The organism is Nonomuraea sp. MTCD27, from assembly GCF_041950495.1.
GTDB lineage: Bacteria > Actinomycetota > Actinomycetes > Streptosporangiales > Streptosporangiaceae > Nonomuraea.
Window position 1 is genome coordinate 256,048 of record NZ_JBGNUW010000002.1, and the last position, 12,390, is coordinate 268,437.

Below are 12,390 nucleotides of genomic sequence, written 5' to 3' on the forward strand. Positions count from 1 at the left end.
AACGGACGATCCTAGGGCCCACTAGTGTGGCGGGATGCACGTGGTTGAACTGGAAGGCGTAGGTGTCCGGGTTGTCGGCAAATCGCTGCTGGACGGCGTCGATTGGCAGGTGGACTACGGCGACCACTGGGTGATCCTCGGGCCCAACGGCGCGGGCAAGACGACCCTGCTGTCGCTGGCGGCCGCCGTACGGCACCCCAGCGAAGGAGCGGTCAGGGTGCTCGGCCACCGGCTCGGCCGGGTCGACGTGCGGGAGCTGCGCCGCCACATCGGCCTGGTCGCCGACAGCCAGCACCTGATCGACGAGGAGCTGATGGAGGAGGAGGGCGCGACCGCGCACACCGTGGTGCTGACCGGGCACACGGGGACGAGCGCTCCGCTGTGGGACAAGTACGGCGACGCCGAGCGCGAGCGGGCCCACCGGCTGCTGGCCGACCTGGGCTGCAAGGACCTGGCGGACCGGAAGTTCCGCGTCTGCTCGCAGGGGGAGCGGGCCCGGATCCGGGTGGCCAGGGCGCTCATGGCGGACCCGGCGGTGCTGCTGCTCGACGAGCCGTTCGCGGGGCTCGACCTGCCCGCGCGCGAGGACCTCATCACCGCCGTCGAGGACCTCGCCACCACCAGGCCCGTGCTCACGACCGTGACGGTGACGCACCACGTGGAGGAGGTGCCCGCCACGACCACGCACGCCATGCTCATGCGCGACGCCAGGGTGCTGGCCGCCGGCCCGGTGGCGGACGTGCTCACCTCGGCCCGCCTGAGCGACTGCTTCGGCCGCTCCCTGAACGTGGACCGCGTGGAAGGCCGCTGGTACGCCAGAGCGGCCCGCCGGTAACCTCCGGTCACAGCTCCAGCAGGCGCCCGGTGACTCCCTGGTCACAGCTCCAGCAGGCGCCCGGCGACCACCAGCGCCACATACTCCGACTCGGCGGCCAGCCGTTCGTTGAGCCGCCCGAGCGCGTCCCTGAACGCCCGCCCGCTCGCCGTGGCGGGCACCACGCCCATCCCCACCTCGTCGGACACCGCCACGATCGGCTGTGACGCCTGCCGCCACACTGCCACCAGCTCGTCGCAGCGTGCCGTGACGGGCGCGCGATCGCCCTCCCAGGCGCCGTGCTCGTCGAACACCGCCGCCAGCCAGGTCCCCAGCCCGTCGATCAGCAGCGGCGTGGTGGCCGTGCGGATCGTCCCGGCCAGGTCGGTCGTCTCGGCGGTGACCCAGTGCGCGGGCCGCCGCTCCCGGTGCGCCCGCACCCGCGCCGCCCACTCGCCGTCGCCCGCGCCGCCGGGCCCGGTGGCCACGTAGGTCACGTGCGGCTCCGCCGCCAGCCGCAACTCCGCCTCGGCCGACTTCCCGGATCTGGACCCGCCCAGCAGCAGCACCCGTCCGCCACGCTGCGCCGGCGGAACCCGCGTCGCGCCCTCCTGCGAAGGCTGCTTCGCCTTCTCCTGCGGGAGCTGCGTCGCGCTCTCCCGCGGAACCTGCGGGGTCCGCTCAGTGCCGGTCTCCAGCTCGGTGCCGTCGGGGACGGCGAGCGCTCCCCAGAGCCGCAGCCGCCTGGCCAGCTCCTCCTCCGACCGGATCCGGTGATCCAGCCCCACGGCCACCACCAGGGTCGCGCCGTCCGCCAGCCCCGCCCGCCGCAGCTCCCCGAGACGCTCCGGCCGGTCGAGCAGGTCGATGAGCACCACGTCGTACCTGGCGGGCCCGTCCGGCGGCACGGGCCGCCCCTGGGGCAGGCAGAGAAGCCGCGAGCCGTCCGGGCAAACCAGCCCCAGGCCGTCGGCGCAGGCACGGTACCCGCGCGGCAGGCTCACGAAGGGGAACGGGACCACGCCGTCCACGACGAGGCCGAACGGGCGGCGATGGCCGGGCGGCAGGCCGGCGCACGAGGCGCACCGGCAGCCGGGCTCCGGCCAGCCCGCGCCGCCCCCGGTGCCGGTGAGAAGGACCTTCACCGCGCCGAGCGTACAAACTCGGCGGCGACCCACCCCACCCGGCCCTCCACCGCCCCTCAGGCCCGCCCGGACGCGCAGGAGGCCCTCACGGCCCTGCGCCGGTCCCACGCACAGCAGAGCCCCTCCACGGCCTCCGCGACGCCCGGCCGTCCCCAGGCGCCGGCAGCCTGGCCGAGGGTGTCCTGCGTCGTCTTGCGCGAGCGGCTTCCGGCCGTGCGTTGGGCGGGGCGGACTGGCGATTCCCAGTGAGACGTCAGCCGTGCGGACGGGTGAGCCCTTGGGCCGTCCCCCGCGCGGGTCCCATGGGGCGTCAGCCGGGCGGGCCGCTGACGGACGAGGCCGTGCGTCAGGCCGGGCCGGGCGGTGGCCAACGGGCGGCACGCTCGCCGCCTCACCGCCCACGTGCCAGGCCGGCGCGGTGGGTCGTGGTGCGCGGGGGCGGGGGTCAGCGGTTGGCTGGGGTGGTGGGGCGGGTGCGGCGGCGGGTGGCGAGGACGGCGCCGGCGCCGAGCAGGGCCAGGGCGCCGGCCCCGCCCGCGAGCAGCATGATCGGCGGCCCGCCCCCGCCGTCCGGGGTTACGGCCGGGGCCGGGAGGTCCGTGCCGGTCTGCGGCCGGGCCGGGTAGCCGTCCACGGACACCACGCCGCCCTGGGCGTCCACGCGTACGCTGGCGGCCGACGCGAGGAGCTGGGCCGTGGTGGCGTCCTCGGCGCCCGCCACGCACTTCAGCACCCCCTGAGCGGGCGGCTGCTCCCCGGGGTACGGGTCGGCGTCCCCGTCGCCGAAGTCCACCGCCACCACCACCCGCTTGTGCCCGGCGGCCGCGGTCTCCTTGCCGCACACCGCCTCGAACGACGGCAGGTCCCCGCCCGGCGACTCGCCCGCCGCGCCGTCCGGCGCCACCGAGAAGCGCCAGCCGATGACCGAGCCGCCCTCCGGGGTGTCGCCCGGCGCGGTGGACAGCCACGCCGTCCCGTCGCTGCGCCACGCGCTCCACGACCGCGGGGCGTGCGGATCGGCCGCCCCGGGCGCCGGTTCGCCGGGTGCGATGGAGGGTGAGGCGAGGGCGGAATGGGGGAGAGAGAGGAAGGCGGCCGCCCCGAGGGCGACCCCGGCCGCAACACGACATGCGCGCAGCATCGATTGACCTCCAAGCTCGGGAGTAGGGTTCCAGTGCCTGCGGAGGGTGCGCCGGCGAACCCGCGGAAAAGGAGCGTATGGCATGACATGGCGGTGGCGTTATGAAAATGCAAATGGTGGTGAGGTAACAGATCGCCCTTTGCCGCGAGAGGTTTTTCCGAGCCAGGCCGACGCGGAGTCCTGGCTCGGGGAAAACTGGCGTGACCTGCTGGAATCCGGTGTTGAGCAGGTCGCTTTGCTAGATGAGGACCGCGTGGAATACGCGGGATTGTCATTGCGTCCGGAGTGAGTGCCGGATAACTGAAAAACCCCTTGAGCGCTGCTGCGGCTCAAGGGGTTTTTGTTGTTGATGGGGTTATGGGCGGGTGCTCGGGCTCATGGTCTTGGACGGGTCGCGCTCCACGACGGACCCGAGCACGTCGTCGATCCGCTTCATCACGTCGGCATCGAGCTTGACGCCCGCCGCCTTCACGTTGTCGCGGACCTGCTCGGGCCGGGTGGCCCCGACGATGGCGCTGGAGACGTTCGGGTTCTGCAGCACCCAGGCGATCGCCAGCTGCGCCATGCTGAGCCCGAGGTCGGCGGCGATCGGCTTGAGCTCCTGTACGCGGGCGAGCACGTCGTCGTTCATGAACCGGGCGATCATGGCGCTGCCGCTCTTGTCGGTCGCCCGCGAGCCCTCCGGCGGCTGCTGGCCGGGCACGTACTTGCCGGTCAGCACCCCCTGGCCGATGGGCGACCAGACGATCTGGCCCACGCCCTCCTTCTCGCTCAACGGGACGACCTCGGACTCGATCACGCGCCACAACATCGAGTACTGAGGCTGGTTCGACACGATCCGGTCGAAGCCCATCTCGTCGGCGATCTTCAGAGCGCGGGCGATCTGGTCGGCGTTCCACTCGCTGACGCCGACGTAGAGGACCTTGCCCTGGCGTACGAGGTCGTCGAAGGTCTTGAGGGTCTCCTCGAGCGGGGTCTCGTTGTCGAAGCGGTGCGCCTGGTAGAGGTCCACATAGTCGGTCTGCAGGCGGCGCAGCGAGGCGTTGATCGACTCGGTGATGTGCTTGCGCGACAGACCGCGGTCGTTCTTGCCGGGACCGGTCGGCCAGTAGACCTTGGTGAAGATCTCCAGCGACTCCCTGCGCACGCCCTTCAGCGCCCGGCCGAGCACCTCCTCGGCCTTCGTGCCCGCATAGACGTCAGCGGTGTCGAACGTGGTGATGCCCTCGTCGAGTGCCGCCTGCACACACTGCTTGGCGGCGTCCTCCTCGACCTGGGAGCCGTGGGTGAGCCAGTTGCCGTAGCTGATCTCACTGACGATGAGACCGCTACGACCGAGGTGTCGGAATTCCATGCATCCGACCTTAATCCCGACGCATGGGGTGATCCGTTTCGGGATAGGGTGCGCGACGTGCTGAAGCTCGTACGGCTGGCGCTGACGGCGGCCATCCTGACCGCGATCGCGGTCAGGCTGCGCCGTCGCGCCCGCATGCCCGCCAGGCAGCCCGCGCCCCCGGCGCCGGGCCCCCGTCCGGCCCGGTCCATGAGGATGGTCGCAGCCTGGGTGTTGATCGCGGTGCTCGTGGCGCTCACCCTGGTGGCCGCGCTGGTGCCCGCCCACGAGCGGGCCGCCGGGGCGGACCGGCAGGCCGGCGAACTGCGGCCGGAGGCCCTGGCGGCGGTCGAGCACGGCGCCCCACCCGCGGCGCCGTCCCCCGTGCCGTCCCTTGTGACGTCCCCCGTGACGTCTCCGGTGCCGACTCCCGAGCCGACCCCGGCGCCGAGCGAGATCCCCGACCCGAGTTGCTCGCCCGCGCCGCGCCCGGTGACCGTGCGGCCGATCGACCCGCGGGTGAAGCGGGCCGTGGACCGGCAGTGGAGGCGCGTCGAGCGGTGGCTGAAGGCGAACGCGCCCCGCACGTACCGGACGCTGGGAGGGCCCGGCAAGGCGCGCACGATCGCCGTCGCCGAGTCGCAGATGGGTGTGGACTTCCCCGACGACCTGCGGGCCTCCCTGCTGCGCCACAACGGTGCGAGCGGGAAGCGGGCGTTCGGGTTCGGTTCCTGGCCCGACGGCGCGGTCAATCTCAGCACGCGCCGGATCAGGGACTCCTGGCGCGCGCTGTGCTCCTGGGGACGCACCGACCGCGGCCCCGACCCGACCGTCGAGTACTGGAACGGGCGGATGATCCCGTTCCTGTACTACCCGGGGCGCAGTGCGGACGTCATGGCCTACGCCGTGGTCGACTCCGTGGGAGGTGCCGTGGGCTGGGACGACTCGTCCAGCGGCATGGCACCCCGGATGCCGTCCTACTACGCGCTCATGCGGGCCGTGGCCGACGCGCTGGAGCACGGCACCCCGGTCGAGGGCCGGCGGCCCGTGGTGGAGCGCGGGGTGCTGCGCTGGGAGCGGTCGTGAGAGCGGTGGCGAGCCGCGCCGGCCGGGGAGGTCACCGCTTGGGCGGCACCGGCTTTCCGCCGGGCAGGACCGCGGGCGGCGGGAAGCGGAGCTTGCGGATCTGCAGCGCCCGCATCGCCGCGTAGAAGCCCACGCCCTTGACGCTCTCGCCGGGCAGCTTCTCGGCCACCAGCTTCTTCACCTTCCAGGCCACGTAGACCGAGGTGACGACCACGCCGATCATCATGATCGGCCAGCCGATCGTGACGACGTAGCCGAGCACCTGGGCCCGGATCGCCATCGGCCAGGGAATCCACGTGGCCAGCAGGATCAGTAGCGAGAACGGCAGGAAATACTGGCTCGGCAGCCGCCGCGAGTCGACCCAGTCACGCGCGAACTTGCGCGCGGGGCCCTTGTCACGAACGGGAAAATACCGCTCGTCACCTGCGAGCATGCCCTCGCGGGCACGCTGGCGCTCGGCGTTCTGCTTCGCCCGCATCTGCCGATAGGCCTCTTTACGGTCCTTCGGCGCGGAGACGTACTGGCGTCGTTTGCCTTCGGCATCCCGGCGCTTGGGTGTGGGACGACCTTTACCCTGGGGCTTAGGATCGTCAACGGGGACGGGGGTGTCGTCCACGGAGGTCTGGGAACGGCGTCGCAACACGACGTCAACCCTACCTGGACTGCAACTTAGTGACGCCCCCGTGCGTTATGCGTAGGGTAATCCCAAGGCGGCTGCGCTGCATTGGGATTGACACCAGCACGACCTAGAAGGGGACGGCCGACGCGCATGAGCGTGATGAAGAGACTTTCGATGATCTTCAAGTCCAAGGCCAACAAGGCCCTGGACAAGATGGAGGATCCGCGCGAGACCCTTGACTACTCCTATCAGCGGCAGCTCGAGCTGCTGCAGAAGGTGCGCAGGGGGGTGGCCGACGTCGCCACCTCTCGCAAGAGGGTGGAGCTCCAGATAACCGGCTTGGAGAACCAGGCCCGGCGCTATGAGGAGCAGGGCCGCAAGGCGCTGTCCGTGGGACGTGAGGATCTGGCCCGTGAGGCGCTCCAGCGCCGCTCGAACCTGCAGACGCAGATGGCCGACCTCAAGGTCCAGCACGACAACCTGCAGGCCGAGGAGGAGAAGCTGACCACGGCTTCCCAGCGGCTGCAGGCCAAGGTCGACTCCTTCCGCACGAAGAAGGAGACCATCAAGGCGACCTACACCGCCGCCGAGGCGCAGACGCGCATCAACGAGGCGTTCTCCGGCATCTCCGAGGAGATGGGCGACGTCGGCCTGGCGATCCAGCGCGCCGAGGACAAGACGGCGCAGATGCAGGCCCGTGCCGGCGCCATCGACGAGCTGCTGGCCAGCGGCGCGCTCGACGACTACAGCGGCACCCGCGGCGACGACATCCAGGCCGAGCTCGACCGCATGGGCGGCGGCATGGACGTCGAGCTGGAGCTGGCCAGGATGAAGGCCGAGCTGGGCCAGGGTCCGGCGCCGAAGGGCGCCATCGAGCAGGGCCAGCCGCAGCAGCAGGCCCAGCCGCAGGCTCAGCCGCAGCAGCAGGGGGGCACCCAGCAGCTGCGCCAGCCAGGGGAGGGCGCATGATTGTCAGGATCATGGGCGAGGGTCAGGTGGAGATCTCCGCCGACGACATCTCGGTCCTCAACGAGCTGGACACCGAGCTCGAGGCGGCCATCGACGCGGGCGACGAAAAGTCGTTCCGCGTCAAGCTGCACGCGTTGCTCGACAAGGTGCGCCACGTGGGCAAGGCGCTCCCCGACGACAGCCTTGAGCCGTCAGAGCTGATCCTTCCCCCCGCGGACGCCTCGATCGAGGAGGTCCGGGAGATGCTGGGCGACCAAGGCCTCATCCCGGGCTGAGCCCGTGAGCACGCGGTTCGCGTCCGACCGCGGCCTGACCAGCCGCATGGTCGTGACGATGTTCCTGCTCGGCCTCCTCTACGTGGTGTTCGTCGGCGTCCTGATCGCCCTGGGCGTTCGGGCGCTGACCGTGCTGGTGCTGGCAGGCGGCCTGCTGCTGGTGCAGTACTTCCTGTCCGACCGCATCGCGCTGTTCGCGATGCACGGGCGGGAGGTCTCCCCACAGGAGGCCCCTGAGCTGCACGGCCTGATCGACCGGTTGTGCGCCATGGCCGACATGCCCAAGCCACGGGTGGCGATCGCGGATTCCGACGTCCCCAACGCGTTCGCCACCGGCCGCAACCAGAAGCGGGCCGTCGTCTGCGTGACGACCGGCATCCTGCGCCGCCTGGAGCCACAGGAGCTCGAGGGCGTGATCGCCCACGAGCTCTCCCACGTCGCCCACCGCGACGTGGCCGTCATGACGATCGCCTCGTTCCTGGGGATCGTGGCGGGGCTGATGACCAGGTTCGCGCTCTACTCGGGGCTGGGCGGCCGCCGCAACGGCGGCCAGGGCGGCGTGCCGATCGGCGCGATCGTCCTGCTGGTCTCCGTCCTCGTGTACGCCGTCAGCTTCCTGCTCACCCGCGCCCTGTCGCGCTACCGGGAGCTGGCCGCCGACCGGGCGGGTGCCCTGCTCACGCAGCGCCCCTCGGCCCTGGCCAGCGCGCTGACCAAGGTGACCGGCGACATGGCCAGGATCCCGACCCGCGACCTGCGCGAGGCGGAGCCGTTCAACGCCTTCTACTTCGCCCCGGCGCTGGCCGGGGGGCAGTCGCTGGCGAACCTGTTCTCCACCCATCCGTCGCTGGATCGGCGGCTGGAGCAGCTGGCGAACATCTCGCGGCAACTCGGAAGGGGCTGACGATGGGCTGGCTCGACGCGCTGCTCGGCAGGTCGAAGCCGGTGCAGCCCAACCTCGACGCGTTGTTCGCGCTGCCGTCGGCGGCCGTGACGCTGCAGGCCGCGACCGGGCTCGTCCCCACCGGTCTCGGCTCCGTGGCGTTCAGGGCCGCCGAGGGCGGCGCCTTCGCCACGCTCGAACGCGACGTCAAAGCGCTGCTCGGCGAGCGCGTCGAGGAGTCCGACGACGGCTACGGCTACACCTGGCTCCTGGTGCGCCGCTCGCCCGACGCGCTCAGCGACCTGGTCACCGAGCTGCACGCGGTCAACTCCTCGCTGGAGGGAGCCGGGTTCGGGCCCTCGCTGCTGTGCTCGCTGGTGTCCTTCACGGGGCCGAACGAAGGACGGCTGGCCGTGGTCTACCTGTACAAACGCGGCACCTTCTACCCGTTCGCCCCCATGCCAGGACAGAGGCGCGACAACGCGCTCGAGCTGCAGGCCCGGGGCGCCCTGGAGGGCGAGCTGCCGCTGGAGAAGGATCTCAGCCGCTGGTTCCCCGTCTGGGGGGCTCCCGGGCTCTGACCGGGGCGCTCATAGGCGATGATCGCCCCTAGTGATCTAATGATCACGTGGAGCGAAGGTTGTTCGTGCTCGCCGCTTGCGCGTTCATCGTGGCGGCGGTTCTGGGCAGCGCCTGGATCACCGGCCAGTTCACCACGCCGGCGGTGGACAGGACCGACGGCTACGTCAGCGAGCTGGCCGCCCGTGACCAGCCGTGGACGCGCCTGTTCCGGGTCAGCGACGCGCTGTCTGGGCTGGCGTGCGCGCTCGGCGTGGCGCTCGTGCCGAGGGTGGCGCGCGAGTGGCCGGGCTGGCTGGCGCTGGCCGCGTTCGGGCTGCTGACCTTCGTGGCCGCGGTGTTCCCCCTGGACTGCGCCGCGCTCAGCGATCCGCTCTGCGCGCGGCGGGAGACGTCGTCCGGGCACCTGGTCCACGCGCTGGCGGGGGTGCTCGGCGCGGTGGCCGTGCTGGCCGCCATGGTGCTGCTCAGCGCCCGCTGGCGGTCGTGGGTGTCGTGGCTGTTCACCTGGCTCGGCCTGGCGGCCACGCTGCTCACCGCCGTCGCGCTGGCCGCCGGGCACGGGGTGGGCCTGGCTCATCGCGCCCAGCTCACGATGGTCGCCGTCTGGCTGGTGTACGTGGCGCTCCACCTGCTCGTCTCCGACTGGGACGACCCGGACGCCGAGGCGGAGCCGAGGGTCGCGCCCGGCCGGATGGGCGGCGTGGGCGGCGCCAGGGTCCTGCCCGGGACGGCCGACCAGACGGCCGGCTACGGGAAACCGCACGTCGTCGTGGCCGGCGACGGGCCGGCGGTGCTGATCACGGCCGGGCACGGGGGCGCCTGGTTCCACTGGGACGCGGTGGCCGACCGGCTCGCCGGGAGCCGCCGGGTCATCCGCTTCGACCGCCCCGGGCTCGGCCTCAGCCCGCGCTCGCCCGCCCCGCCCACCCTGTACGCCGAGGTCGCCCGCCTGGCCGCGCTGTCCCCCTCCCACCCCGAGCAGGTCACCGTCGTCGCCCACGGCGTGGCCTGCTGGCACGCGGAGGCGTTCGCCCGGCTGCACCCGCTGTGCCTGGCCAGGCTCGTCCTCGTGGACCCGGCCTGCGCGGGCGGGCGTCGGCCGCTGCCGTTCGCCGGTGCCGCCGGCAGGTGGCTGCCCGCGCTGGGCGGCACGTGGGGGGCGACCTTCCTGGCCCGCCTGACCGGGCCGGCCGCGCACCGGCTGCTCACCGGGCTGCCGGACCCGTCGGGTGTCTACAGCATGGGCAAGGTGCCCGCCGCGATGGCCGGGGAGTGGCTGGCCCGCCGCGACATGGCCGCCGACCTGCACCGGCTGCGGGCCGAGAAGCCGTTCCCGGACGTGCCGGTCACCGTGATCAGCGCGGGCCGGACCGGTGAGCGGGGGGACGGCTGCCTGGAGCGGCTGGCGGACGAGCTCGGCGCCGAGCACGTACGCCTGCCGGGGTCCGGGCGCCAGATCCCGCTCCGGGCCCCGCAGGCCGTCGCCGACGCGGTGTCGGCCTTGGCGTAACGCGTGCGGCACCGTCGTGGTCGACCTGGCCGGGCAGGTCAGCAGGGTGCCGGCGACCGCGCCAGGGAAGGCCGAGTTCGACCGGATGGGCTTCCGCTTCGGCGGGGCCTCCCCGTAGGTCCTTGCGGCGCGGGCGGCACGTTCTAGGATCAAGGGGAACCCACCGGAGGGGACGCGCCATGGACATCACCGTGACCGGCGAGGGCGTCGTCCTGGCCGAGCCCGACACCCTGCGGCTGCACGCGGGCGTCGAGGTCCGCCGGGCCTCCGCCGCGGAGTCGTTCGCCGCCGTACGTGCCGCCGCGGCCCGGCTCTCCCAGGTGCTCGGCCAGGCGGGGATCGAGCCGCGGGACGTGACCACGGTGGAGCTGTCCCTGGGGCCCGAGTACGAGGCCTATCCCAAGGTGGCCGCCTACCGCGCGGCGCAGGGGGTCGAGGTCGTGGTCCGCGACGTGAGCCAGGCCGACCGCGTCATCGACGCCGTGGCCGGGGTGGGGGAGGAGGCCAGGCTCAACGGCGTGGCCTTCGAGCTGTCGGACCAGGCGGCGGCCCAGGCCGAGGCCAGGGTCAGGGCGTTCAGGGACGCCGCGGCCAAGGCGGCCCAGTACGCCGAGCTGGCCGGGCGGCCGCTGGGGCGGGTGGTGTCGGTGACCGAGGAGCACGGGTTCGGGCCGCCGGTGCCGATGCGCGCGAGCCTGATGGCCGCCGAGTCCGGGAACTCGGTCCAGCCCGGTCGGCAGGCGCTCACGGTCCGGGTGCGCCTGGGCTACGACTTCGCCTAGCCCGGCCCCGCACGCCCCCTCCCCGTCGTCCCGCCCGCACGTCCCCTTCTCGCCGTCCCGCCGGTACGTCCGCACCCCGCCGTTTTGCCCGCACGTCCTCCCCGCCGTGCGCCCGAGCCTGCCACGCGACCCTCGCGGCGTCCTTTCCTCCCCAAAGGACCCCCGCCGAAGTGAGGGGCGGTCGCTGGTTCGCGGCGCTGGGGGGCTGCGGGGCGCGCTCGGGCGCGGGGAAGCGGTCGCGGGCGCCCCGGGTGCGCCCGGGGCCGGGTGGGGCAGACGGCAAGAGGCGCGTGGTGCGACCGCGGCGGGAGGGCTTGGCTTCGGTGATCAGCGGGGGACAGACTGGTCTGCGTGGATGAGACGGTGGTGACCGAGGACGGCGTGCGGTTGTGGGCGTGCCGGGCCGGTCAGGGTGTCCCTGTGGTGTTCTGTCACGGAGGACCGGGGCTGTGGGACACGCTGGATGACGTGGCCGCGCTGCTGGCCGGAGGCGCCGCCGTGCATCGGTGGGACCAGCGGGGGTGCGGGCGGTCGCAGCGGTGCGGGCCGTACTCGGTGGGCCGGTCGGTCGCCGACCTCGACGCGGTGCGGCGTCATTTCGGGCTGGACGGCATGGTGCTGCTCGGCCACTCCTGGGGCGCCCAGCTCGCCCTGCGCTACGCGCTCGACCACCCCCGGCGCGTACGCGGCCTGGTGTACGTCGCCGGCACCGGCATCGACCCGGACGCCCCCTGGCACGACGACTACTCTCGTGACCTGCGCGCCAGGCTGGGCGATCACCTGGAGCGGTGGGCGGAGCTCAAGAACCGCGAGCGCACGCCCGCCGAGGACCGGGAGCTCTCCGTGCTGCAGTGGTCGGCGGACTTCACCGGCGACCGGGCGCTGGAACAGGCCGAGCGCATGGCCACCCCGTGGCTGGGCGTCAACTTCGCGTGCAACGCCGCGATCAACGCTGAGAACGCCCGCGAATGGGGCTCCCCCGAGCTGCGGGCGCGGTGCGCGACGCTGGAGGTGCCCGTGCTGATCGTGGACGGCGACCGCGACATCCGGCCCCGCTGGGCGGTCGACTCGCTGGAGCGGGCCCTGCCGCGCGTGACCAGGGTGGTCCTGGCGGGCGCCGGGCACCTGCCCTGGACCGAGGACCCGGACGGCTTCCGTGAGGCCGTCAGCGCGTTCCTGGCGCAGGTCAGCCCCGCGACACAAGCACCGCGGGGCTGACCGGCCAGGGCTCAGGGCAGGGCTCAGGCAGAG

General features: G+C 72.9%; 14 protein-coding genes. 10 read left to right on the top strand and 4 right to left on the bottom strand.

Annotation, left to right across the window (positions count from 1 at the left end; genetic code table 11):
- Nucleotides 1-34: 34 nt before the first annotated feature.
- A complete protein-coding gene (locus ACBJ59_RS05675; RefSeq protein ID WP_375109111.1) occupies nt 35-835 on the top strand; it encodes an ABC transporter ATP-binding protein in 801 nt (266 codons plus the stop codon).
- Nucleotides 836-876: 41 nt separating this feature from the next.
- Here the strand turns inward: ACBJ59_RS05675 and ACBJ59_RS05680 are convergent, their stop codons facing one another.
- Together ACBJ59_RS05680 and ACBJ59_RS05685 are read right to left on the bottom strand one after the other, a co-directional pair.
- Nucleotides 877-1,959: a bifunctional adenosylcobinamide kinase/adenosylcobinamide-phosphate guanylyltransferase gene (locus tag ACBJ59_RS05680; protein WP_375109112.1), complete on the bottom strand. Its 1,083-nt coding sequence runs from the start codon at nt 1,957-1,959 to the stop codon at nt 877-879.
- Between the two features lie 445 nt (nt 1,960-2,404).
- Nucleotides 2,405-3,100, bottom strand: a complete 696-nt coding sequence (locus tag ACBJ59_RS05685; protein WP_375109113.1) for an SCO2322 family protein — start codon at nt 3,098-3,100, stop codon at nt 2,405-2,407.
- An 82-nt stretch (nt 3,101-3,182) separates the two neighbouring features.
- Between ACBJ59_RS05685 and ACBJ59_RS05690 the strand changes: the two genes are divergently transcribed.
- On the top strand, nt 3,183-3,389 hold the full coding sequence (locus ACBJ59_RS05690) for a hypothetical protein (protein WP_138693754.1): 207 nt from the start codon (nt 3,183-3,185) through the stop codon (nt 3,387-3,389).
- A gap of 66 nt (nt 3,390-3,455) precedes the next feature.
- Here the strand turns inward: ACBJ59_RS05690 and ACBJ59_RS05695 are convergent, their stop codons facing one another.
- A complete protein-coding gene (locus ACBJ59_RS05695; protein ID WP_375109114.1) occupies nt 3,456-4,454 on the bottom strand; it encodes an aldo/keto reductase family protein in 999 nt (332 codons plus the stop codon).
- 57 nt (nt 4,455-4,511) lie between these two features.
- Between ACBJ59_RS05695 and ACBJ59_RS05700 the strand changes: the two genes are divergently transcribed.
- Entirely contained in the window at nt 4,512-5,519 is a 1,008-nt protein-coding gene (locus ACBJ59_RS05700; protein WP_375109115.1) for an SMI1/KNR4 family protein, read from the top strand.
- A 31-nt stretch (nt 5,520-5,550) separates the two neighbouring features.
- On the opposite strand, the gene ACBJ59_RS05705 is transcribed toward ACBJ59_RS05700, so the two are convergent.
- Complete coding sequence (locus tag ACBJ59_RS05705; RefSeq protein WP_364113497.1) at nt 5,551-6,135, bottom strand: DUF3043 domain-containing protein; 585 nt, start codon at nt 6,133-6,135, stop codon at nt 5,551-5,553.
- Nucleotides 6,136-6,288: 153 nt separating this feature from the next.
- Here ACBJ59_RS05705 and ACBJ59_RS05710 point away from each other — a divergent pair, with 153 nt between their 5' ends.
- The 7 genes from ACBJ59_RS05710 to ACBJ59_RS05740 all read left to right on the top strand — a co-directional run bounded on the left by ACBJ59_RS05710 (nt 6,289) and on the right by ACBJ59_RS05740 (nt 12,357).
- Nucleotides 6,289-7,107 carry a PspA/IM30 family protein gene (locus ACBJ59_RS05710; RefSeq protein WP_364113495.1) on the top strand — a complete coding sequence of 273 codons (819 nt, stop codon included), beginning with the start codon at nt 6,289-6,291 and terminating at the stop codon, nt 7,105-7,107.
- Nucleotides 7,104-7,382 carry a hypothetical protein gene (locus ACBJ59_RS05715; RefSeq protein ID WP_132519798.1) on the top strand — a complete coding sequence of 93 codons (279 nt, stop codon included), beginning with the start codon at nt 7,104-7,106 and terminating at the stop codon, nt 7,380-7,382. Before ACBJ59_RS05710 ends, ACBJ59_RS05715 begins: the two co-directional genes overlap by 4 nt.
- Nucleotides 7,383-7,386: 4 nt before the next feature.
- Nucleotides 7,387-8,286, top strand: a complete 900-nt coding sequence (gene htpX / locus ACBJ59_RS05720; protein WP_375109116.1) for a zinc metalloprotease HtpX — start codon at nt 7,387-7,389, stop codon at nt 8,284-8,286.
- A gap of 2 nt (nt 8,287-8,288) precedes the next feature.
- Nucleotides 8,289-8,846 (top strand): hypothetical protein, encoded by a 558-nt coding sequence (locus tag ACBJ59_RS05725; protein WP_364113491.1) that lies wholly within the window; start codon nt 8,289-8,291, stop codon nt 8,844-8,846.
- Nucleotides 8,847-8,893: 47 nt separating this feature from the next.
- Nucleotides 8,894-10,357 (top strand): alpha/beta fold hydrolase, encoded by a 1,464-nt coding sequence (locus ACBJ59_RS05730; protein ID WP_375109117.1) that lies wholly within the window; start codon nt 8,894-8,896, stop codon nt 10,355-10,357.
- A 179-nt stretch (nt 10,358-10,536) separates the two neighbouring features.
- Nucleotides 10,537-11,139 (top strand): SIMPL domain-containing protein, encoded by a 603-nt coding sequence (locus ACBJ59_RS05735; RefSeq protein ID WP_375109118.1) that lies wholly within the window; start codon nt 10,537-10,539, stop codon nt 11,137-11,139.
- Between the two features lie 351 nt (nt 11,140-11,490).
- The gene (locus ACBJ59_RS05740) at nt 11,491-12,357 is read left to right on the top strand and encodes an alpha/beta fold hydrolase (RefSeq protein ID WP_375109119.1); all 867 of its coding nucleotides are present in this window, start codon (nt 11,491-11,493) and stop codon (nt 12,355-12,357) included.
- Nucleotides 12,358-12,390 lie beyond the last annotated feature (33 nt).